At 43.5% G+C, this 22,736-nt stretch carries 22 protein-coding genes; 13 read left to right on the top strand and 9 right to left on the bottom strand.

From position 1 onward, the window contains the following. Positions 1-57: 57 nt before the first annotated feature. The 3 genes from AAGA51_RS08530 to AAGA51_RS08520 all read left to right on the top strand — a co-directional run bounded on the left by AAGA51_RS08530 (position 58) and on the right by AAGA51_RS08520 (position 3,097). Positions 58-1,611: a L,D-transpeptidase family protein gene (locus AAGA51_RS08530; RefSeq protein ID WP_042487698.1), complete on the top strand. Its 1,554-nt coding sequence runs from the start codon at positions 58-60 to the stop codon at positions 1,609-1,611. A 215-nt stretch (positions 1,612-1,826) separates the two neighbouring features. Next, the gene (locus AAGA51_RS08525; RefSeq protein ID WP_042487695.1) at positions 1,827-2,375 is read left to right on the top strand and encodes a YcbK family protein; all 549 of its coding nucleotides are present in this window, start codon (positions 1,827-1,829) and stop codon (positions 2,373-2,375) included. A 65-nt stretch (positions 2,376-2,440) separates the two neighbouring features. Continuing rightward, positions 2,441-3,097, top strand: a complete 657-nt coding sequence (locus AAGA51_RS08520) for an MBL fold metallo-hydrolase (protein WP_042487690.1) — start codon at positions 2,441-2,443, stop codon at positions 3,095-3,097. Here the strand turns inward: AAGA51_RS08520 and AAGA51_RS08515 are convergent. Beyond that, the gene (locus AAGA51_RS08515) at positions 3,091-3,768 is read right to left on the bottom strand and encodes a DUF2982 domain-containing protein (protein WP_042487841.1); all 678 of its coding nucleotides are present in this window, start codon (positions 3,766-3,768) and stop codon (positions 3,091-3,093) included. The two genes, AAGA51_RS08520 and AAGA51_RS08515, sit on opposite strands and share 7 nt — an antisense overlap. 220 nt (positions 3,769-3,988) lie before the next feature. Between AAGA51_RS08515 and AAGA51_RS08510 the strand changes: the two genes are divergently transcribed. From AAGA51_RS08510 to AAGA51_RS08485, 6 genes are all read left to right on the top strand, one after another. After that, the gene (locus AAGA51_RS08510) at positions 3,989-4,384 is read left to right on the top strand and encodes a hypothetical protein (protein WP_042487687.1); all 396 of its coding nucleotides are present in this window, start codon (positions 3,989-3,991) and stop codon (positions 4,382-4,384) included. Positions 4,385-4,783: 399 nt separating this feature from the next. Further along, positions 4,784-5,878 carry a TRAP transporter substrate-binding protein gene (locus tag AAGA51_RS08505; RefSeq protein WP_042487682.1) on the top strand — a complete coding sequence of 365 codons (1,095 nt, stop codon included), beginning with the start codon at positions 4,784-4,786 and terminating at the stop codon, positions 5,876-5,878. Positions 5,879-5,990: 112 nt separating this feature from the next. Further along, complete coding sequence (locus AAGA51_RS08500; protein ID WP_042487680.1) at positions 5,991-6,530, top strand: TRAP transporter small permease subunit; 540 nt, start codon at positions 5,991-5,993, stop codon at positions 6,528-6,530. Positions 6,531-6,542: 12 nt separating this feature from the next. Then, the gene (locus tag AAGA51_RS08495) at positions 6,543-7,826 is read left to right on the top strand and encodes a TRAP transporter large permease (protein ID WP_042487676.1); all 1,284 of its coding nucleotides are present in this window, start codon (positions 6,543-6,545) and stop codon (positions 7,824-7,826) included. A gap of 135 nt (positions 7,827-7,961) precedes the next feature. Further along, a complete protein-coding gene (locus AAGA51_RS08490; protein WP_042487673.1) occupies positions 7,962-9,326 on the top strand; it encodes a cache domain-containing protein in 1,365 nt (454 codons plus the stop codon). Continuing rightward, positions 9,310-9,948: a response regulator gene (locus AAGA51_RS08485; RefSeq protein WP_042487670.1), complete on the top strand. Its 639-nt coding sequence runs from the start codon at positions 9,310-9,312 to the stop codon at positions 9,946-9,948. The genes AAGA51_RS08490 and AAGA51_RS08485 overlap by 17 nt, the downstream gene beginning before the upstream one ends. A gap of 70 nt (positions 9,949-10,018) precedes the next feature. Here the strand turns inward: AAGA51_RS08485 and AAGA51_RS08480 are convergent, their stop codons facing one another. Then, positions 10,019-10,498 carry a MarR family winged helix-turn-helix transcriptional regulator gene (locus tag AAGA51_RS08480; RefSeq protein WP_042487668.1) on the bottom strand — a complete coding sequence of 160 codons (480 nt, stop codon included), beginning with the start codon at positions 10,496-10,498 and terminating at the stop codon, positions 10,019-10,021. A 382-nt stretch (positions 10,499-10,880) separates the two neighbouring features. Here AAGA51_RS08480 and AAGA51_RS08475 point away from each other — a divergent pair, with 382 nt between their 5' ends. After that, positions 10,881-12,458, top strand: a complete 1,578-nt coding sequence (locus AAGA51_RS08475; protein WP_042487667.1) for a BCCT family transporter — start codon at positions 10,881-10,883, stop codon at positions 12,456-12,458. An 87-nt stretch (positions 12,459-12,545) separates the two neighbouring features. Here the strand turns inward: AAGA51_RS08475 and AAGA51_RS08470 are convergent, their stop codons facing one another. After that, positions 12,546-13,262, bottom strand: a complete 717-nt coding sequence (locus tag AAGA51_RS08470) for a 3'-5' exonuclease (RefSeq protein WP_042487664.1) — start codon at positions 13,260-13,262, stop codon at positions 12,546-12,548. A gap of 8 nt (positions 13,263-13,270) precedes the next feature. Continuing rightward, the gene (locus tag AAGA51_RS08465) at positions 13,271-15,160 is read right to left on the bottom strand and encodes a DUF294 nucleotidyltransferase-like domain-containing protein (RefSeq protein ID WP_042487661.1); all 1,890 of its coding nucleotides are present in this window, start codon (positions 15,158-15,160) and stop codon (positions 13,271-13,273) included. A gap of 180 nt (positions 15,161-15,340) precedes the next feature. On the opposite strand from AAGA51_RS08465, the gene AAGA51_RS08460 reads away from it, so the two are divergent. Next, positions 15,341-15,949 carry a hypothetical protein gene (locus tag AAGA51_RS08460; protein ID WP_052404620.1) on the top strand — a complete coding sequence of 203 codons (609 nt, stop codon included), beginning with the start codon at positions 15,341-15,343 and terminating at the stop codon, positions 15,947-15,949. A 61-nt stretch (positions 15,950-16,010) separates the two neighbouring features. Here the strand turns inward: AAGA51_RS08460 and AAGA51_RS08455 are convergent, their stop codons facing one another. From AAGA51_RS08455 to AAGA51_RS08445, 3 genes are all read right to left on the bottom strand, one after another. Next, positions 16,011-17,201: an amino acid aminotransferase gene (locus AAGA51_RS08455; protein WP_042487656.1), complete on the bottom strand. Its 1,191-nt coding sequence runs from the start codon at positions 17,199-17,201 to the stop codon at positions 16,011-16,013. A 281-nt stretch (positions 17,202-17,482) separates the two neighbouring features. After that, a complete protein-coding gene (locus AAGA51_RS08450; protein ID WP_042487652.1) occupies positions 17,483-17,854 on the bottom strand; it encodes a hypothetical protein in 372 nt (123 codons plus the stop codon). Between the two features lie 205 nt (positions 17,855-18,059). Beyond that, positions 18,060-18,296 (bottom strand): hypothetical protein, encoded by a 237-nt coding sequence (locus tag AAGA51_RS08445; protein ID WP_042487649.1) that lies wholly within the window; start codon positions 18,294-18,296, stop codon positions 18,060-18,062. Positions 18,297-18,529: 233 nt separating this feature from the next. Between AAGA51_RS08445 and AAGA51_RS08440 the strand changes: the two genes are divergently transcribed. Continuing rightward, the gene (locus AAGA51_RS08440) at positions 18,530-18,742 is read left to right on the top strand and encodes a hypothetical protein (protein WP_042487646.1); all 213 of its coding nucleotides are present in this window, start codon (positions 18,530-18,532) and stop codon (positions 18,740-18,742) included. 74 nt (positions 18,743-18,816) lie between these two features. On the opposite strand, the gene asnS is transcribed toward AAGA51_RS08440, so the two are convergent. Both asnS and AAGA51_RS08430 read right to left on the bottom strand, forming a co-directional pair. Next, the gene (gene asnS, locus AAGA51_RS08435) at positions 18,817-20,217 is read right to left on the bottom strand and encodes an asparagine--tRNA ligase (RefSeq protein WP_042487642.1); all 1,401 of its coding nucleotides are present in this window, start codon (positions 20,215-20,217) and stop codon (positions 18,817-18,819) included. 165 nt (positions 20,218-20,382) lie between these two features. Then, positions 20,383-21,996, bottom strand: a complete 1,614-nt coding sequence (locus tag AAGA51_RS08430) for a methyl-accepting chemotaxis protein (RefSeq protein WP_042487639.1) — start codon at positions 21,994-21,996, stop codon at positions 20,383-20,385. Positions 21,997-22,297: 301 nt separating this feature from the next. Here AAGA51_RS08430 and queD point away from each other — a divergent pair, with 301 nt between their 5' ends. Next, positions 22,298-22,663 (top strand): 6-carboxytetrahydropterin synthase QueD, encoded by a 366-nt coding sequence (gene queD, locus AAGA51_RS08425; RefSeq protein ID WP_042487637.1) that lies wholly within the window; start codon positions 22,298-22,300, stop codon positions 22,661-22,663. The last annotated feature ends 73 nt before the right edge of the window (positions 22,664-22,736 follow it).

Here is a 22,736-nt window from a genome sequence, read left to right as displayed (position 1 = left end):
AATTGACTCATTTTTTGCCATACTCAATCTATAGGTTGTTGAGTTAGGCGTCTTTATATGAAGAAAAATCGTTTTTTTGCAGTGTTGCTACTTCTGTTCAGTGTATCGATTTCAGCAGCAGAAAAACGGCTTTCTGAATTAGGTTGGATTGAACCTGATTCACCGGTTTTGTCACTGTTAGCGTATCCGCAGAGAGTTGAGCGAATTTATCAGGAAAATAACGCTCAGCTTATTTGGATCGATTTAGCTACCATTCAAAAGTTTGAGCAGCAGCTTGAAGTTATCCATCGTGCAGGTATTAGTCCGCTATTTGATGGACGTTTAGGGTATTTGCAAAAATATCGCGAGCAAAATACTTGGTTTGAATACGACCTGTTAGCGACTGATACTCTTATCATGTATTTGAGTTACGCTGAGCAGGCTGCAAAACTTGGGCAACAGTGGTTTTTTGAAGGCAAAAAGCTGACATACAACTTACCACTCCCTAGTGAAAACGCCTTTGTTTCTTTAGAAGTTGCTGTGGCGACGAACGGTATTGGTGAACTGGTTCAGTCATACACGCCGAGTGACGCTTCATACAAGCCTTTGATGACTGCATACAATACTCTACTTGAGAAAGAGTCTGAGATCATTCCTCGCTATAACCAAAAAGGTTTAATAAAGCCGGGGGATAGGCTTGATGATAGAGAGCTGCTAATTCATCGCTTATCACTAGTGAACATCGACATGAGTCAGGTGAGTGACAGTGTCACCTGGTATGACAACAGTCTGGTGAAAGTGGTTAAGCGATTTCAACGAATGCACGGCCTTAAATCAGACGGAATCATCGGTCCCGACACGTTAAAATGGCTCAACCTTTCTGTTAAGTCCCGCTTGGCTCTTCTGGCTTTGAATGCCGAGCGCAGCCGCTTATGGTCACAGGAAGAAGACACTGTGATCGTGGTGAACATTCCTGGGTTTGACATGAAGTATTGGTATTCAGGCAAACCTGTATTCTCGTCAAAAGTGGTCGTGGGAAGTGTTAAACGCCCGACACCTTTGATGTCAATTAAACTCGACTCAGTAATCCTAAATCCCACTTGGAATGTTCCGAGAAAAATTATGGTGGAAGACATTCTACCATTGGCGAAGAGGGATGCTAATTACTTCAGCCGACATAATATCGATATCATTAAGAGCTGGACCTCAGACAAAATCTTAGATCCGAAAGGGATCGATTGGACAAGCGTAGACCCAGATACATTCCCATACCGAATGCGTCAGCAATCAGGGCGTCAAAATGCATTGGGGTTGTACAAATTTAATACGCCAAATGCCAGAGCCATTTATTTGCACGATACACCAAGCAAGCATCTGTTTAGCAGCCCATCAAGAGCATTCAGCTCTGGCTGCATCCGTGTGCAGGATGCGTCTATTTTTGCGGCTAAGATTTTTGAAACTCAGGGAATTGATGAGTCCAAATTGAAAGATGAACAGAACCCAAGCAATAAGTCTATTGCGCTGAAGAAGCGAATCCCAGTTCATATCATTTACCAAACCGTTTGGTATGAAGGTGGAAGTCTTCAGTACAGGGATGATGTTTACCGCTTCGATGCACAAGCTCGTGGATGACAGGCAAAGGTTGGCAATTAAGCGCTGGCCTATGTTATTTACTTCAAAGTTTACTCAAAATTTACATATTAAAGTTTTTCTTTATGTTCAAACACTAATGCTATAAATCGCCGTGTAAGGCGATTTTGTGCACAAATTATGCATTTGACCTTCACTGGCGAGTCCGTTAAGTTTCGCCCTCTGTTTGAAATTTAATCAGTAGTAAAGGTGTTGGTTTGATTGTTTCTCGACGTGATTTTTTGAAATTTGCTGGAAGTGGTTTAGTGGTAGCGGCTTGTTCGCCAAGCCTTGTTCAAGCCTCTCTTCCAGATGAACCTCGTGTATTGGCACTGAATAACCTGCACACGGGTGAAACGTTAGAAAGTTGCTATTTCAATGGTCATCGTTATGTGCGTTCAGAACTGAAAAGACTCAACCATATTTGCCGCGATTTTCGTCGCAACGAAGTTCATCCTATGGACAAAGGGCTATTCGACCAACTAACCCGTATTCAAACCTTAATCGGCAGTGAGGCTGAGGTACAGATTATTTCTGGTTACCGCTCTCCGGCAACCAATGAAATGCTCCGTCAAAACTCAAATGGTGTTGCGCAGAAGAGCTTTCATATGATGGGTAAGGCATTCGATTTCCGCTTGGATGGTGTGCCATTGAAACAAGTTCATGAAGCGGCATTAAGCCTAAAAGCAGGTGGCGTTGGGTATTATCCTCGCAGTGGCTTTGTACACATAGATACAGGTCCAGTCCGCAACTGGCAAGGCTCGTAGCTTGTCAAACTAGGGCTCTAGTGGCATAGTTCGAACAATTTCGAATATCGAACAAGGTTTGTTTTATGTCTTTACAGTATCAAATTGTCCCTGTAACTCACTTCGCTCAGAACTGTTCAATCGTTTGGTGTGATGAAACCATGGAAGGCGTTGTTGTCGATCCGGGTGGTGACGTCAAACAATTGAAAGCTATGATTGATGAGCTAGGAGTGAAAGTGGTTCACATCGTGCTTACTCATGGTCACTTAGATCATGTTGGTGGTACAGAATCATTAGCCGAACAGCTTGGCAATGTCGATATTGTTGGGCCACATAAAGCGGATAACTTCTGGCTGCAAGGTTTAGAAGGTCAAAGCCAAATGTTCGGCTTCCCACTTACAGAAGCATTTGAGCCTAATAGATGGTTGGATGAAGGTGACACAGTGACCTTCGGTAAACAGACTCTTCAAGTGATTCACACACCGGGTCATACTCCGGGGCATGTGGTTTTGTTCAGTGAAGAAGCGAGACTGGCTTTTGTTGGTGATGTACTGTTCCACGGCAGTATCGGTCGTACAGATTTCCCTCAGGGTAATCATGGTGATTTGCTGAACTCCATTAAAACCAAGCTTTGGCCATTAGGTAACGATGTAACGTTTATTCCGGGACATGGACCTAAATCAACATTTGGTCATGAACGATTACACAATCATTACGTGGCTGATGAAATGCCGCTTTACTGATCAGTATTCTTTGGCTCGGCTGCTGCAAGATAGCGCCGAGCTAGCCCTACAAACTCTTCCGCACTTCTGTCTAAATCATTCGCCGAGATAAAAACGTCGTAATCGTAATATTGGCGCTGATACTTCATCCTGTTTGCCAACATAGCCATTAAGCCTGAGTAGCTTTTAGTTGCAGATTCTTTGTACTGCTGAGCATCCAACACCATATCCTCAAACTTCGTTTCTTGATTTTTTTGTCGTGCGCCAAGATAGAGCAGAGCACGCTGGCTGAGCAGTATTTCAGAGGCGATACGCGGACAAATACTGTCAAGATAAGGAGAGTAGCGTCTTAGCTTGATACCAATCCATGGCAACGGATGATGCCATCCGTCTTGCTCGAAAGTACAAATGCCGATTTTGCTAATGTTATTCCAACGCAAAACCCAACCGCCTCGAAACAGATGCTGCTGAAAATGAGTAGCGGTAAAGGTATAGCCAACTTGGCTTTTTCTAATCAACCAGTAGCCAACAACCAACAACACACCAATAGCGATCACCGCGACTAAGGCTTGTCGCCAACTGGGTGACCAAATAACAAACCCCAAAGCCAATAAAGCAGCCGCAATGCCTACCCATTTCGCATAAGGAGAACGTAAGTCAAAGTGATGATTGGCGATATGAATACTCTGCATAGAAACCACATACACTCTCTATAAAACTGTGTTTATTCCCAGTATTGCAACTGTGATAATCAAAAACACCCTTGTATAAATTGTAGTCATAAACGTGCGATAGATGCATTTTTGCGGGAGAAGTTGACCTCAATGCTACAAATGACAGCAGAATTTTGATATAAAACGCGCTTCAAATTTTCACCACTGCGATTAAAGCAGTGAAATGGAGACATACTCGATGAGACTTGCTCATAAGCGCAAAGTGCAGGCTAAACTGCAAAAGCGTGTTAAAGCGACTGTAGCGAACCTATCTTCAGCAACGAAAACTGCGAAACCTGCAGCTGAAAAGAAAGTTGTAGAGAAAAAAGTAGCTAAACCAGCGGTTGAAAAAGTTGTTGCTCATTCAGCAGCGATTAAAGTTGACGTAGAATTAACGCCTAAGCAACAACAGGTTCTTGATATTGTTGCTAAAAATGCGGAAGGCATTAATCCTAAGTCTATTGGCCTAGAAGCTGGTCAGGAAGACGCAAAAGCGGCTTCTTGGGCAACAGGCGCACTTAAAAAACTACTTGAAGAAAATCTTGTAGTGAAAGAGCAGTTAGCGGGTAACAAAGTCATCTACAAAGCGGTGTAGTTCACTTCGCAGCTTCAATATCTAAGGCCTCGGTATTACCGGGGCTTTTTCATTTTCACTACTCAGACCTATATAGAATTCTATAAAGCACTTACGGCGCTCTGTCACAGTTTCGAAAACAAAACGCAAACTTCATGTCTGTGAAAGTAATTACGTAGAAACACAGAGGTCGAATATTCCAGTTTATGTAAATACCTTTTAAAAGAATTAGATAGAACGGTGGTGTTATATATCCTACGTATTACTACGTAAGACTATGGTTTTATATACCGCTTCTAATGTTATTTCTTTGCGTAATCATGCTCATTTTTTATTGATGAAAGTTCACCCAAAGTATGTAGTGAACTGAAGTGCTACTGAAGTACCACTGCACTGACCAATAACAAAAGGACGTGAACAATGAGTCTGATTCATCAATCTGTAAAACGAGTTATGACAACGAGTATGGTTGCGCTTACAGCGTGCTTTGCTTTGTTGTCAACATCAGCTTCTGCTGATGAGAAAGTGTATCGCTTAAAACTAGCTGAAACTTGGGGCCCGAACTTCCCGATTTTCGGTGATACAACAAAAAATATGGCTGCAATGGCAGAAAAGATGTCAAACGGCCGCCTGCAAATTCGCATCGACTCTGCGAATAAACACAAAGCGCCGTTAGGTGTATTCGATATGGTGAAATCAGGTCAGTATGACTTGGGTCACTCAGCGTCTTATTACTGGAAGGGCAAAGTTCCAAATACGCTTTATTTCACTTCTATGCCTTTCGGTATGACTGCACCTGAACAGTACGCTTGGTTCTATCATGGCGGTGGTATGGAGCTGATGGAGAAAGTGTATGAACCTCACAACATGCTTTCTTTCCCTGGCGGTAATACCGATATCCAGATGGGTGGTTGGTTCCAAAAAGAAATCAATTCATTAGAAGATCTGCAAGGTCTGAAAATGCGTATACCTGGCTTTGCTGGTGAAGTTTTAGCTGAGCTGGGTGCAAAACCAACCAACATTGCACCGGGCGAACTGTACACATCTCTAGAACGCCGCACAATCGACGCTCTTGAGTGGGTAGGTCCGTCTCTTGACCTACGCATGGGTTTCCACAAAATCGCTCCTTACTACTACACAGGTTGGCATGAGCCAGCAACTGAGTTGCAGTTCCTAGTAAACAAACGTACTTGGGAAAAATTGCCTGAAGATCTACGTGAAATCTTGCGTATTGCGATGCGTACGGCTGCTTATGACATGTATGCACAATCTGTACATGAAAGTGGCAAGAACTGGGTTTCAATTAAAACTGAATATCCAGACGTAAAAGTAAAAGACTTCCCGCCTGAAGTTATCAAAGCACTTCGTGATGCAAATGGTCGCCTACTTGCAGATCACGCAGCTAAAGATCCACTAGCGAAAGAGATTCAAGAGTCACAAGCAAACTATCTGAAAGATGTTCGCCAGTGGACGGATATCTCTATGCGTGCGTATCTAAACAACGAAGCACAGTAGTTTTAATTTAAAGCTGCTGAGAAGCCCAAGAAAAATATAACTAAGCTCCGCTAGCTCATTCCGGATTCACTGGGTTAAGCGGAGCATATTTGCAAATTCCATGGAGTCGGGAATGAGAAGTCTCATCTATATCGAAAGACTGTTTAATCGTATTAGCGATTTTCTTGGTTGGTTATCCAGCATTCTATTCGTACTGCTTGTGGCGAACGTGGTTTACGACGTTGTCATGCGATACGCGTTTAATGACGTATCTATTGCCTTTCAAGAGCTCGAATGGCACCTGTTCTCTGCCGTGTTCATGCTTGGTATTCCTTATGCGCTAAAAGCGGGTGGTCATGTTCGAGTCGACATCTTCTACGAGCAACTGTCGAACAAAGCGCAAGCGGTCATCGATCTATTAGGCACTCTTATCCTGCTATTACCATTCTGCCTGCTGGTGGCTTACTTCGGTATTGATTATGCCAAAGAGAGTTATGAACTTGGGGAAACCTCAGGTGACCCGGGCGGTTTACCTTATCGATGGATTATTAAAAGCCTAATTTCAGTGGCGTTCTTCTTCATGGCAATGAGTGGTATCGGCATGATTCTGCACTCGCTGAACCGAATCGTGAACCCACAGCTTTTGCATACCAACTTTAAAGATTCGAAGTAAAAGGAAAAAACAATGATCGGAATCGTGATGTTCTTTGTAGCGCTGTTTGCACTACTTTTAGGTTTCCCCGTTGCTTTTACCTTCGGAGGAATCGCACTGATATTTGGGGTATGGGCGGAAGGCATCGAAATGTTTGCTTTTATGCCATATCGAATTCAATCCATCATGCAAAACACCGTGTTGATGGCCGTGCCGCTGTTTGTATTTATGGGTTTGGTACTGCAAAAAACACGCTTAGCTGAGCAGTTGCTGGAATCTATGGGACGTCTGTTTGGTGGCGTGCGTGGTGGTATTGCTATTTCAACCGTGCTGGTGGGTGCTCTGCTTGCCGCATCAACCGGTGTTGTTGGTGCATCAGTGGTGGCAATGGGGCTTATCTCATTGCCTGTTATGCTCAAATATAACTATGACAAAGGCCTTGCGTGCGGAACGATTTGTGCGTCGGGAACGCTGGGGCAAATTATTCCACCTTCGATCGTTTTGATCTTGCTCGGTGATGTATTAGGTGTACCTGTCGGCGACTTATTCCAAGCGGCATTGTGGCCGGGTTTGGTCTTGGTTGGCGCTTATATCGTTTACATTTTGATTTACTCAAAATTGAACCCAGAAGCAGCCATGCCTATTGGTCGAGATGATTCGATTTCCCGTAGAGAAGAAGTGATTACTGCTTTAAAAGCAGTGATACCGCCACTAGCACTGATTATCGTGGTTCTTGGTTCCATTTTTGCGGGTGTTGCCACTCCAACCGAGTCTGCCGCATTGGGTGGTGCTGGTGCTCTTATTCTTGCAATGCTTTATGGTCAATTTAGCTGGAAGATGGTTTACGAAGCATCTAAAGAGACCGTAAACGTGACTGCAATGGTATTCGCAATTTTGCTTGGTGCGACTGCGTTCTCAATGGCGTTTACCTACACTGGGGGTGACATTCTAGTCGAAGAGTGGATGTTAGCGATTCCCGGTGACAAGTGGGGCTTCCTCATTGCGACAATGATTGTCATTTTGATTCTCGGCTTCTTTATCGATTTCGTCGAAATCTGTTTCATCATAGTGCCGATTTTGGCGCCTGTTGCGAGCACACTTGGTATTGAAATGACGTGGTTTGGTATCTTAGTGGCGATGAACTTGCAGACATCGTTCTTAACTCCGCCATTTGGTTTTAGTCTGTTCTATTTAAAAGGGGTTGCCCCGAAATCGGTCACCACTATGGATATTTATCGAGGTGTAATGCCATTTATCGCGATTCAAATACTGGTGTTGGTATCGATTTTAGTCTTCCCTGAATTCTACGGAATGTGATCCAATTCTTGGTTGTATAACGAATTGGTCAAACACACCTTAGAAGTTGCTAAAGTATTGCAGCTTACTGATTGTCGAACTATCGACGGCCAGTAAGCTGTTTTTATTTTTGCATAGAGATCTTTGGGAAACGGAATGCCTCTAAAAGCCAAACTGATACTGCTGACGTTATTGCCCCTGCTGCTTGTGACAGCAAGTATTAGTTGGATCTCTATTCATCAGGCGAAAACACTCGGTCAGCGTGAAGTCGAAATTTTTCGCATCAATTTAATCAAAGCGCGTGAAACAGCGCTTAAAGACAGTGTGGACCTCGCACTGGATTCGATTGCTCATATCTATAACAACGATTCTTTAACCACAGAACAAGCGCAAGAAGAAGTGAAGGCCATTTTGACTAAGCTTCGTTATGGCTCTGACGGATACTTTTTTGCCTACGATGGTAAAGGTGTCAATTTAGTTCACCCAATCCAACCAGAATTAATCGGCCAGGATTTACTGCGCTTGCAGGATAAAGAAGGAGACTTCTTGATTGAAGCACTGCTTTTTCAGGCTCAGTCAGGCGGCGGTTTTCATCAGTATTTATGGCAAAAGCCCTCAACCAAAGAGATTGTACCTAAACTTAGCTATGTAGCTTGGCTGGATAAGTGGCAATGGATGGTTGGCACTGGCCTTTATATTGAAGACGTAAGACAAGAAGTCGCGTCGATGCAATCAGCGATAAATAAGAATATTGAGACAACCTTCTTCTCAGTGATGGTGATTCTGGCCGTGACAGTGGCCGTGATTATTGTGCTAACGCTGGCGATTAACCTTCATGAACATCGTCTTGCGGATAAGAACTTAAAAGAACTGGCACACAAAACAGTGATGTTTCAGGAAGATGAAAAGAAACATTTGGCACGTGAACTTCATGATGGCATCAACCAGTTACTGGTATCGAGTAAATGTCATTTAGAGCTGCTCGATCATAAACTGCAAGGGGATGCCTTAGTTTTGCATGTTGAAAAAGCGCAGCAATCGTTGATGACAGCAATTAATGAAGTCCGGCGTATTTCGCACAATTTACGCCCTAGTGCATTGGACGATATTGGCTTGCAAGCCGCGCTTGTGACACTACTGGAAGATTTTCAGGCGCACTCAAGTATTCAAATCGAGACCTTGTTTGATACCAAACCAGAGAAATTGAAGTCAGAAGCGGCAACAACCTTATATCGTGTTGTGCAGGAGTCTCTAAATAATATTCGCAAACACTCACAAGCGAAGAAGGTAACGGTGATTCTCCATCAAATGGGTAATATGCTTCAGTTGATGGTGAGGGATGATGGTATTGGTTTTAACGTTAAAGAAGCACTTAACAAACGAGGCATAGGTTTACGTAATATGCGTGAGCGAGTCGAGTTTATTGGCGGTGAGTTTGAGTTAATCAGTGAGGCTGGTTTTGGCACAGAGATTACCGTGTTATTGCGATTGGATGGATTAGTGTATGGAAAAACCAATTAGAGTTGTCATTGTCGATGACCATCAGGTGGTACTGGAAGGTTTTATGGCGCGTCTTGAATTGGAGCCAGAAATTCAAGTTGTCGCCACTGCAAGTAACGGTCTTGAAGCGTTGGATGTGGTGAAACAACACCAGCCGGACGTTATATTGATGGACGTCAGCATGCCGATAATGAATGGCATTGATGCGACTCGCTTAATCAAAGAAGAAGTACCCGATGCAAAGGTGCTGATGCTGACTATGCATGACAATCGCGAATACATAATGAAAGTGATGCAGGCAGGAGCCGTGGGTTATATGCTCAAAGAAATTTCAGCTTCTAAGATGGTTCAGGCGATCAAAACGGTGAATCAAGGTTCTACCTATTTTTGCGAATCGGTCACCCAAACTCTGTTCACTGGAGAGATTACTCCTACTGCGAATAAGCCTAACCCTCTGAGTCGTAGGGAAGAAGCCGTTTTGAAGCTGGTTGCTCAAGGCTGTAGTAGTAAGAAAATTGCGTCGCTACTAAGCATTAGTTATCGCACCGTTGAAACGCATCGACAAAATATCAAACATAAGCTGGATATTCACTCAACTGCGGAACTGGCTAAGTACGCGGTGCAACACGGTCTGTTGGAATAACTGTACTTAATTGTCTGTAATTAAAAATAAAAAAAGGTTGGGATATCCCAACCTTTTTTCATCAAATCATCTATTCTTCATTCTTAGTGATACTACCGATTTCAAGTAGTGGTGCGACATCGATGTTTTCAGCATTCATCATTGAAGAAAGTCTTTGAACGGAAGAGAGTAATAAGCTTTGTTCCCAATCTGCCAAGGTTTGAAAACGCTTAACAAAGCTCTCTTGCAGCGGTGCTGGAGCTTGGGCCAACAATACTTTTCCGGTTTCGGTGAGATGAGCATGAACCTTACGCTTGTCTTCGACGCTACGAATACGCTGTACGTAACCGTTTCGCTCAAGACGATCAAGTATGGTGGTGGCAGTGGCTTGACTCATATTGGTGTGCTTGGAGAGTTCTCGGATTGTGACTTCGCCTAACTCTTGAATCGCACGCATGAGAATAAGTTGTGGCCCCGTTAAGCCTGCATCTTTGCTAAGCTTCTTAGAGTGTAGATCGATGGCTCTGATGATTTGGCGAATTGCCACTAGAACTTCTTCATGTTTTTCCACGGTTAGCTACCCAGTAAAAGCGGTGTAATTTTCTAGCGCGACAATACCGCAGTTAGACGTTATTGAAAAGCATAGACGTCATACTTTTTATCTCTACAAAGAGGCAATGTAGAAGTGGCTTAAAATGCAATAATGTTTCGTGCACAAACGATTAGTTGTGCGTTTTGCGGTGAAATATTGGTCGTTCAAACGTGATTTCATATTAATATTGTGTTTATTTTAAGCTGTTTGTAGATTTGTAAATGGGCATGTGTACAATATAGGCCTCTTATTGTTGAGTTAATAGTTATGAGTACAAAGTAATTTTTGTGACTTCAGTAAGAACTTACTTCTTACTCATAGTTATTTGAGTTCAATTTAGATTGATTCAAAGAGAGGACAAATGACAAAAGGTATTGATAAATACAGTATTGACAGTACCGACTATACGGTAGGTCAAGACAACGTTCAGAAGTGGGGATTTGATGTCCACAACTCTGTATTTGGTATAAGCGCCGGCTTAATATTACTCTTTTTATTGACGATTTTATTTGTTGACGCAGATACAGCTAAATCAGCATTGGACGGTCTGAAGTGGCAGATCATTGGATCATTTGACTGGCTATTTATTTGGGCAGGTAACATTTTTGTTCTTTTCTGCTTGGCTCTAATTGTCTCTCCATACGGTAAAATTCGTTTGGGTGGTGATGATGCTGTGGCAGATCATTCCTTTATCTCATGGCTCTCTATGCTATTTGCAGCGGGTATGGGTATAGGCTTGATGTTCTGGAGTGTGGCTGAGCCTGTTGCTTATTTTACCGGATGGTACGAGACACCACTTGGTGTAGCAGCTAATTCACCAGAAGCGGCGAAACTGGCACTGGGTGCAACCATGTTCCACTGGGGTCTACACCCATGGGCGATCTACGGTGTTGTGGCTCTTTCTCTAGCGTTCTTCTGTTATAACAAGGGGCTGCCGCTTTCTATTCGTTCTATCTTTTACCCAATACTCGGTGATCGAGCATGGGGTTGGGCAGGGCACATTGTGGATATTCTGGCGGTAATTGCGACTCTGTTTGGTCTTGCAACATCGTTAGGTCTTGGTGCACAGCAAGCCGCGAGTGGTATTCACCATGTGTTTGGTATCGACGCTGGTATTGGGCTACAGGTAACGGTCATTATCGTGGTAACACTGTTGGCGACCATTTCTGTTATCCGCGGTATTGATGGTGGTGTTAAAGTTATTTCTAACATCAACATGGTTGTTGCGTTCCTGCTACTGATACTAGTAGCACTGATTGGCTACGCCGTTACATTTGCCTCGATTCCAACCACGTTAATGTCATACATTGAAAACATTCTTCCGCTAAGTAATCCGCACGGTCGTTCAGACGAAGCGTGGTTCCAAGGCTGGACTGTGTTCTACTGGGCTTGGTGGATTTCATGGTCACCATTTGTAGGTATGTTTATCGCACGCGTATCTCGAGGCCGTACAATTCGTGAATTTATTACTGCGGTTCTGATTGTTCCAACTGTAGTTACTCTGATTTGGATGTCTGTATTTGGTGGTTTGGCTGTTGAACAAGTTGTCGACAAAGTTGGTGAGCTCGGTTCGCATGGCTTAACAGATGTTTCTCTGGCTATGTTCCAGATGTTTGATAGCTTACCTTACGGTACTGTGTTGTCGATGATTGCGGTTATTCTGGTATTGGTATTCTTTATTACCTCTTCAGATTCAGGCTCACTGGTTATTGATAGTATTACCGCTGGTGGTAAGCTTGACTCTCCTGTCGCTCAACGCGTGTTCTGGGCAATGATGGAAGGCCTGATTGCAATTGCATTGCTTTGGATTGGTGGTACAGAAGCGGTACAAGCGCTGCAAGCTGGGGCGATTTCAACTGCATTACCATTTACGTTTGTACTATTGCTGATGTGTGTCAGCTTAGTGATGGGTTTACGTACTGAAGCCTTTAAACGTTAAGTGACACAACCTAAAGCAAAAGCCGGCTGAAAAGTCGGCTTTTTTGTGCTTGTTTGTTATCGCAAACAACAAACATCAGTCCACATATTAACGCCAAAGTGTCCTGATAGTTAGGAGTGGGTTGTAATGATAAGCAATCTGGGCTTGGAACAGTTCTGCGGTAGCGACAGCATCTGTCAGGGCATGGTGAGGCGTGTAAGCGGGCAGACCATAGCGAGTTCTTGATTGCCCAAGGCGAACCGACTCTGGTTTCCTACCTCTTAATTTATTCCATAATCCGTTGGTGGTTCTTTTCTGAATAAGCGATTCAATTTCCATAGTATCCACAACGGGGAATTCGATGCCTTCTCCGATTCTGAGCTTTAAAGCTTTATCGAGAAATTCACGTTCGATGTGTCGATAATGAACCACCATAATTTTACCTGACAACTCGGCGAGTACTTCTTCCATAATCTCAGACAGATCTGGAGCATCGATGATGTCACTGTGAGTGATGCCATGTATCACTACCGAATTCTCATCCAGTTTTTGTCTTGGGCGCACTATCCAGTGCTTTGCTCGATTGAGATAAATACGGTTGAGAGTAAAAGGCACAATACCAATGGTGATGATATCGTCTTTATCGGAATCCAACCCTGTGGTCTCGAAGTCCATTGCGATGAATTCAATATCTCCAATCGGCGTATTTCCATCGGTCATTTCTGATTGGTAAAAGCTTTGCAGTAATGGGTGAGTCACTACGTTCCTTTTACTTTGATATTTATAGGGCCAGTCAATACTTGGCGCCTGAAACAGACGTTTCATGGTGTCCCTTATTTAAAGTTGTTACTGGCCTGATAGCGGTATTTCAAGAAGTTCTGAGCGTTACTTAATATTTGGAAAGCGTCTTTTAAGTTACGTCTTTCAAATTCAGAAAGATTCTCAGGTTCGATATTGTTATCCGCTTCGATATCGTTCTCTACATCAAACGCTTGGTGGCGAATACGGACCATAGAGATGAACTCAAGTGCATCACGTAAGTCTTCACCTCTGCCTTTAGGCAAAATACCTGCGTCAATAACGTTGTCGAGACGTTCAAATGAGTTTTTGGCACGAGAACCTACCGCCAATGCGTGTACGCGTATTAAGTCCGCAAGAGGGGCCGTACCACGACGTTTAAGGTTGATAGAGTTGTTGTGACGGCCATCTTTCTCCATGACAAAACTCTTGAAGAAGCCGAGAGGTGGTGTTCGGTTTAATGCATTGCGCGCCAGACAAGCCAAAAAGCGATTGTTTCTACGTGCGCGACGAACGATGAAGCCATTGAGCATTTCTGCCCATTTTAAACGACCATAAACACCGTCCAAATCGAAGAATATGGATGCATTCAGTAATGCTTTCGGATTCGGGTTATCAATCCAATCTGCAAAGCACGCTTCCCATTCTTGACGAGTCATTCTCCACATTGGATTGGTCGCCATGATATCTCCAGTGCAATAGCTGTAACCGCACTGGTCCAAAGCATCACACACAAACTTGGCTAGATTGGCAAAATACTCGCCGTGGGCTTCTTCGTTGTAGCTATCGTCTAGAATGATGGCGTTATCCTGATCGGTCACGACGAGTTGTTCATCCCTTCCCATCGAGCCAAGTGCCAAGAAGCAATAAGGAATAGGGGGAGGGCCAAAAGTCTCTTCCGCCAGCTCCAAAATACGTTGTTTAAAACTGCGACCAATAGTCGACATTGCCGTACCGACCATATGGGAGTTGGCGTCCTCATTTACAAGCCGGACAAAAGCATCTTTAACCTGTTTAGATAGTGTCGCTAAGTCTTCGACGCTGTTCTGTTGGAATATACTACTGACAAGTAACAGCGAGTTTTGGGACTCGTAACGAATGATGTCAGTGATGTTGAGAATGCCAATCGGCTTTTTGTCTTTTACCACGGGTAGGTGATGCACGTTGTAACGAAGCATCATTAACATCGCTTCATAAACATAAGCGTTGTGATCTAAGAACATGACTTCTGACGTCATAACATCAGTAATAGGTGCTTGATGATCAATACCCGTTGCCAACACTCGATGGCACAAATCCTTTTCTGTGACGATGCCGATGACCGGGCTTTGGTCGTCTTCGTTATCTTCGAGGATTTCAGGGTCGATCACCAACAGCGAAGAGTCATTTTCCTCTGCCATTTTGATTGCTGCTTGTTGTATGGTGGCATCTTTAAATACGTAAGGCGCTTCACCAGTCAAAATACGTTTTACTTTTGACGTGGTTAAGTCATTTTGTTCTGAACTGTTCGACACAGCTTGGCGAAGGCGAGCGTTATCTTCTACTTCTACATAATCTGCAAAAGAATCGTGGTCTTCATAGAGTGACTGGAAAACAGATTCTGGTATGCAGTAAACGAGCGTGTCTTCAATTGCGGTGACAGGAAAACGAACTTTATTGTTGGTGAGTAACCCCATCTGGCCGAACAGTCCGCCTTCGGTTAAACGGTTATAGAGTTCACCTTTACGTCGATAGACTTCAACCGTGCCACTGCGAATCATATAGAGGTCTTGGATATGATCGCCAAGATGGATGATCGGTGTGTCCTGTCTGTAGTAAGCAATTTCTATATGGTGAGCGATGTGTTCTAGAGTTTCTTCTGGTAACTCAGAGAAAGGGAGGTGTTGGCTAAGGAAATTTTTAATTTCTGATAGCTCGGCTTCCATATAGGCTCCTTGAAAGATGCGTTATGTGGACGTAATGAACGTAAGAGTTTGTCAACACAAGAAAATATAAATTGTACACGACTTTTCCTTCGAACGCAGATTCTATGGCGATATCTCAAAATCTTTTGCCAGATTCGACTAAGCTAATTTGAGTGAGGCAGGAAATTCAAGGAGTTGTTGATGAAAAAATGGGCAGTACTTATCTCGTCGGTGTTGCTATCTTCATCTGTTTTTTCACATGAGCTAACTGAAGCGACTCCGCTTCAGTACGACTATGCATATGGTAGTGTCAGTTCTGGTTCATATCGTTCTAATTCAACTGATGGCGACAATGCGAGTGCAGCAGTTATCGGAATAAACCATAAGTTTGATAATAGTGACCTGCTTTGGAGTGCCGATTATGGTTCTCGGTTTGTTCACCCTAATAATGTCACTATTGATCACTATCTACTCAGAGTTGGTTTAGGTTATCGCTGGTTATTGGCTGATAAACTGGATTTGGTTACCAACGGTAAAATTGGTGCATTGAGAATAGATGCTGGCGATAAAGAAACAGACTTTGTATATAGCGTAGACCTTGGTTTAAGGTACGCTGTTACCGAAAAATTAGAAACGTCACTGTTTGCTGAGACCCTTCGAAACAAATGGCTGGACGAAAATATCTACACATTTAGCGGTGATTACTATTTCTATCCGAAGTTTGCTCTCGGTGGTTTCGTCTCTTACCGAGATGGTGAGCGAAACTCATCGATTCGAGAAGCGGGTATCCTAGTCAAGTTCAATTATTAGTTTCAAAAAATCTGCACAAAAAAGCCGACCCTATGGTCGGCTTTTACTTGTCTGATAAGGATTAAAGTACTGCTTTAATACCTTGGCAAAGAGGAAGCATATTTGACTTCGTCATGCCTGCTACGCTGATACGGCCAGAGCCTACGATGTAGATGCCTAGCTCTTCTTTCAAACGAGCTACTTGCTCTTTGTTTAGACCAGAGAAAGAGAACATACCGTTTTGACGTTCGATAAAGCTAAAGTCGGCTGTCACACCTTGCTCTTTCAGAGTCGCTACGAACAGCTCACGCATTTCTTGAATACGTTCACGCATTTCCGCTACTTCCGCTTCCCATTCTGCACGCAATTCAGCGTTGTTAAGGATGTGCGTTACTACTGCTGCACCGTGTGCTGGTGGGTTAGAGTAGATAGAACGGATGATAGCTTTAACTTGAGAGAAAGCTGTTTCTGCTACTTCAGATGAAGGTGCAACTAGAGTGAAAGCACCCACACGCTCGTTGTACAAACCAAAGTTTTTAGAGAACGAGCTTGCGACTAGAATTTCGCTGTTGTACTTAGCGAAAATACGTAAACCTTCAGCATCTTCTTCAACGCCTTTTGCAAAACCTTGGTATGCAAAGTCAAACATAGGAAGAAGGCCTTTATCAGCCACGAGTTTTGCTAGCGTTTCCCACTCTTCCGCTGTTGGATCGATACCCGTAGGGTTATGGCAGCATCCGTGTAGCAGTACAACGTCACCCGCTGCGGCTTTCTCTAGGTCTGCAACCATAGCAGCGAAATCTTTGTCTTTTGCTTCAGCGTTGTAGTAAGAGTATTGAGCAACTTCTAGACCAGCGGCAGAGAAGACACCGTTGTGGTTCGCCCAAGTTGGGTTACTGATCCACACTTTCACATTACCGAGCTGACGTTTGATGAACTCACCCGCCACACGTAGAGCACCAGTACCGCCCGGCGCCTGAGCTGTTTTTGCTAGCTGTTTAGTAACGATGTCTGAGTCTGCACCGAATAGCAGTTTTTGTACTGCCAAACCGTACTCTGCTGTACCTTCGATAGTTAGATAAGATTTTGTTTTTTCAGATTCAAGTAGAGCTGCTTCTGCTTTTTTAACGGTAGCTAAAACAGGGGTTTGGCCTGCTTCATTTTTGTAAATACCAACGCCCAGGTTAATTTTCTCAGCGCGAGGGTCTTTTTTAAACTCTTCAGTCAAACCAAGAATAGGGTCAGCAGGGGCCGCGACAACTTTTTCAAACATAATGCTCATCCATGTAAGTTAGGTGGAGGGTAAAACCAGTCAAATTTATCGTATTTATACCTTTCTGTACCAACGCTGACAACAGTGGTGTTTAGAAAATTTCAAAATAATTTAACTTGCTTGATGATTAATGCTTAAAGGTCGCTTTTCTTATGAAAAGACCATTGTATTTTGCAGGAAATGAAGCAGAAAAGTGTTACCAATTTGTTTGCGAAAGTAGTTTGAGAGTACCGGATTATGCAGTGAACAGTTTTGTTTAATCAGGAACTGAATAAGAGTGCTCATTGAAATGAAAATGAAAGACTAATGCCTGTTTCGCTGCCATTAAAATAAGGGGCTATTTTTACATCTGAAATAGCGTTGACTTGAGTGTCGACTGTGTACTGTAAACCTGCGGAAATGGCGATTGCTGTAACAGCATTCGGTAAAAAATCACTGCCACTATTTTCATCTAGATATCCAACTAAGGTTGACGCTGCGACTGATGAAAAATCTAACCCGCTGGTTTTGTTTGAGGTGTAGGCCGTGTACTCAACGTTTGAGGAAGCCTGCATTGGAGAATTACTGTCTGCCAACGGATCGTTCGTGAATGCATACGCTGAAGTGTGAATTAAAAGTAATCCAGCAATAGAGGCAAAAGCGAGTTTTGTCATAATGCTCACCGACTCATTCAGTTAGTTGATAGGGGACAACAGTGTCTTTGTGAGGTGGATAGTGCAGGGAGTAACTTAAGGAAAACTTAAGAAAGCGGAAAAATCTTAAGGAAAGGTTCTGTAGTTCACAAAATTGAACACATAGATAGAGAAAAACCTCCGCTATAGGAGGCTTTTCATCAACACACATAGTCGTCAACAGTGGCTAATTCTGATTTTCGTTGAGATGTTTAACGATGGCTTTCTTTGCATCTTCTTCTGTGGGCGTCTGACCTTCTTTGACGTCCAATGGTTGTTTCGGGTGTAAGCCCAAGGCATCTTCCGCAATATGTAACCAATCAGGGCGCCAATAATAGGGATCCGGAGCTTCAGGATGGTCCCAACTGTGCACGTTATCTTTTATACCGTTGTAGTTGAGGTCTTCCATTCTAAAAACTTTCATAACTTCCTCCAAAAATTCGTCATTCCATTGAAAGTATGGAACATAATTTTTCAAGTGACAGCTAGTTTCAAGACTACTTACGACTCAACACCTCCATACCTGTTAATGGCACATCAAAAAATAGGAGAGTTACTAGTATCTGTTAAGGTATTTATCACAACAACTGTATCGGTTCACCATTCTCTTAATGTGGTTTAATCAGCGTAATAACAACCTTTTAGTTAGGAGTGATGATGAAAAAGCAGTTGGTAAAACATGAACTAACACTGATTATAGTGGCGATATTTAGTGCTTTCTTGCTTGTGTTTGCACACCTTATCTTGGCCAAATCATTTGCACAGTATGCGTGGGTTGAGTACACCGCAGCGATCATTCCATTCGTTATCTTTAGTCTGTGTTTTGTAGGTATAAAGTACGCGTTGAAAGCAGATCAAAAAGAAAGTTAACCAGTTTGAGTGTCAGAAAAGACAAAAGACCTCCACTAGGGAGGTCTTTTAAATTACGTATCACTAAAAAGTGATTAGAAGTTCGCTGAGCGAGGAGTACGTGGGAATGGAATCACGTCACGCACGTTACCCATACCCGTTACGTAAGATACTAGACGCTCGAAACCTAGACCGAAACCAGCGTGAGGTACAGTACCGTAACGACGTAGGTCGCGGTACCAACTCATGTGCTCAGGATCGATGCCCATTTCAACCATACGTGCATCAAGAACGTCTAAACGTTCTTCACGCTGAGAACCACCGATGATTTCACCGATACCCGGTGCAAGAACGTCCATCGCTGCTACTGTCTTACCGTCATCATTCAGACGCATGTAGAAAGCTTTGATGTCTTTCGGGTAGTTCTTAACGATAACAGGCGCTTTGAAGTGTTCTTCAGCTAGGTAACGCTCATGCTCAGAAGACATGTCGATACCCCATTCAACTGGGAACTCGAACTCACGACCAGAATCTAGAAGGATTTGAATTGCATCAGTGTAATCCACTTGTGCAAAGTCAGATTGTACAAACTGCTCTAGACGAGTAATCGCATCTTTGTCGATACGAGAAGCAAAGAACTCAAGGTCGTCACGACGCTCAGCCAGTACCGCTTTGAATACATACTTCAGCATGTCTTCTGCTAGTTTTGCTACGTCATCCAACTCTGCGAATGCAACTTCTGGCTCAACCATCCAGAACTCGGCTAAGTGGCGGCTAGTGTTTGAGTTTTCAGCACGGAAAGTAGGGCCGAAAGTGTACACTTTGCTTAATGCACAAGCGTAGGCTTCTGCGTTTAGCTGACCAGATACAGTTAGGAATGTTTCTTTGCCGAAGAAATCTTCGTTGTAGTCCACATTGCCTTTGTCATCGAGTGGTAGGTTCGCCATATCAAGTGTCGACACGCGGAACATCTCACCAGCACCTTCTGCATCTGAAGCAGTGATCAGTGGAGCAGACATCCAGAAGTAGCCTTGCTCATGGTAGAAGCGGTGGATCGCTTGAGAAAGAGAGTTACGTACACGAGCAACCGCACCAATAACGTTAGTGCGTGGACGAAGGTGTGCCACTTCACGAAGGTATTCGATAGAGTGACGAGTTTTCGCCATTGGGTATGTTTCAGCATCTTCAACCCAGCCAACAACTTTAACTTCAGTTGCTGCTAGTTCGAAATCTTGACCAGACGCTGGAGACTCAACAATCTTACCTGTTACTTCAACAGAGCAGCCAGTTGTTAGCTTTAATACTTCGTTTTCGTAATTATTAAGATTATTTGGGACCACGGCCTGAATCGGGTCGAAACAAGAGCCGTCATAAATGGCAAGGAAAGAGATTCCAGCTTTGGAATCACGACGTGTACGGATCCAGCCGCGTACAGTGACTTCACTGTCTACTGCTAGCTTGCCGCCAAGTACGTCAGTTACAGGCGCGTAAGTCATGTTTGATATAGTCTCCATTGAGGTAAACATTCAACCCAATGTGTTTTTTCGTCATTATTGTTTATTAAATAGACGATTCATTGGGTTGGATAGAATTCTTATTGATTCAACGGGACATATTACCTGTCAATTCGTCAGCTTCAACCTTTAATCTTACTTTGGTGGTTAATTCTTACGCGAAAGAGTAAATTGATTGAGCAAAGACTCCAGTTGTTGTGACAATCGCTCTAGATTTAAGCTGATTTCGCGTGTTTCTGTTGCAGAGTGAGAAGTGTCTTGCGCGTGGCGTGCGATCACTTCTACTTTTTGCTGAACATTCTGACTTACTTGCGTAGTCATCTGTGTCTGGCTCTGAATACTTTCAGTGTGCTCGAGAACCTGTTTCATTTCAGCCACAACATTCGTCATCGCGGAAGAGAGCTCTTCAATTTCATTTGAGCGGGTATGAGCCTCTGAACAAACGCTATCGACTGAAACCATCGACTCTTCGCTCTCTCTTTGGAACTGGGCAATAATTTTCTCAATATTCCCCGTTGCTTCTGCGGTACGCGAAGCAAGATTACGAACTTCGTCAGCTACCACGGCAAATCCGCGGCCTTGTTCTCCAGCTCGTGCCGCTTCAATTGCTGCGTTCAGTGCAAGTAGGTTGGTTTGTTCGGCGATACCTCTAATCACGCCTAAAATGGTAGAGACTTCGCCAGTTTGGTTGTTCAGTTGCGCTATCTTGTTTTTCACATCTTCAATGTCACCAACCAAGTTTTTAATATCTTCGCTGGCAGAGTGCGCTTGTTTCGCACTAGTTTGGGCAACATTCGTTGTGTGTTTGACTAATTGAGCCGCGTCCGCCGTCGACAACTCAACTTCGTGCTGCTTATTCTGCATTTCTTCGATGTTGTACTGCACATCAGAAGTTTCACTCTGTTGATTATTTGCCGCTCTGTCTGTCACCTGAGCGACGCCCGTTAACTGATTAGCGGAAGAAGCGAGGGAGTGTGATGTTGTTTGTACTTGTTGCAAGCTGTCCGATACCGTGTCCATAAGGGAGTTAATTGAGGCAGCGAGTTGTCCCAACTCGTCCTTTTTGCCGTTATCAAGTCGCGGTGAAAGATCTTTACTTTTACTGACCTGACTCATAAACAGCGTGGTTGTTTGTAATGGTCTTACAATGAATCTCTTAATCAGCGTAAGTGTAATCAAGAAGCCAACAATAGCGATAGCAGCCATGATTCCGACACCAATCAGTGTTCTGTGGTTAATCAGGCTGTTGATATGACTTAGGTTGTACTCAAGGCGGATAACCCCCAACACTTCGCCCTCAGGCGCCATGTGGCAAGCCACACAGTTTGTGCCGCGATAGTTTTCGCTGGATTTCATCGGCAGAGCGACAACAATGCCTTTACCCCAACTCGCTTCTATCGGCTCTAAGATGTATTCGCCTTTCAATGCACGTTTATCAATATCGTCAACAGGCGTTTGGTTTTCCTGACCCGGACCATAAAGTTTGCTGACTAAGTCAGAGCGTAAAACACGTACTTGTTCGATACCATCTTGCGCTAAGGCTTTTTGACGCAGCGTTTCTTTCTGCGCCATAGTGCCGGTAAGCATCATCATGTTGAGGCTATCGAAATAGTTGCTTGCTTTATCGTGCAGTTGCTCACCCAAGACGGAGTTAATCAAATCCCGTTGTTGAATAGACTGATAAATGGTTGAACTAGCCAGAACCAGCGCAAAAACAGTCACTAGCGTTAGAAGTAGTTTGGAGGTAATTGTTGAGCTCATAATGGTCTTATTGTTATAGAGTTATTAAATATTATTTAACTAAATATAGACGTTAGAAAATAAAGGGAAAATGAGTGTTTTTGTTACTGTGACCACATACAAAATATGGATTTTATATTTGTGACACAGAAATGCTGTGCTCAGAAATTTGACGCTGCTGCCATAATTTCGACGTCGAATTATTGTTTTGTTAAAACTGAAATTGCAGTGAAAAGTGAGATCCTACGCTTGTTTCCTAGTGTCAGATTACTTACTATTGCGCCTCATTTTTACTAGCCAGATTGATAGACTGATCACCAATATGAAGACTGAAATTTACAAAGAGTTCATGTTCGAAGCCGCGCACCACTTACCGCATGTACCAGAAGGGCATAAGTGTGGCCGTTTGCATGGACACTCATTTTTGGTTCGCCTATACGTAGCTGGCGATGTTGACCCGCATACAGGGTGGTTAGTGGATTTCGCAGAAATCAAAGCCGCATTCAAACCTATATATGACAGGCTGGATCACTACTATCTGAATGATATTGAAGGGTTAGAAAACCCAACCAGTGAAGTTCTTGCGAAGTGGATTTGGCAGCAGCTAAAACCCTCTTTGCCTTTGCTGAGCAAAGTTGAAATCAAAGAAACCTGTACCGCTGGCTGTATCTATACTGGCCAAGCTTAACTCGCTCTGTAGCGGTTGACTCGTCGACGCTTCAAGCTGAAAAAGAAAACCACCTTAACTCTACATCGTTTAA

The sequence above is a fragment of the Vibrio diazotrophicus genome (assembly GCF_038452265.1).
Classification (GTDB): domain Bacteria; phylum Pseudomonadota; class Gammaproteobacteria; order Enterobacterales; family Vibrionaceae; genus Vibrio; species Vibrio diazotrophicus.
Note: the sequence above shows the minus strand (reverse complement) of the source record. Positions and strands in the feature narration are given on the sequence as shown.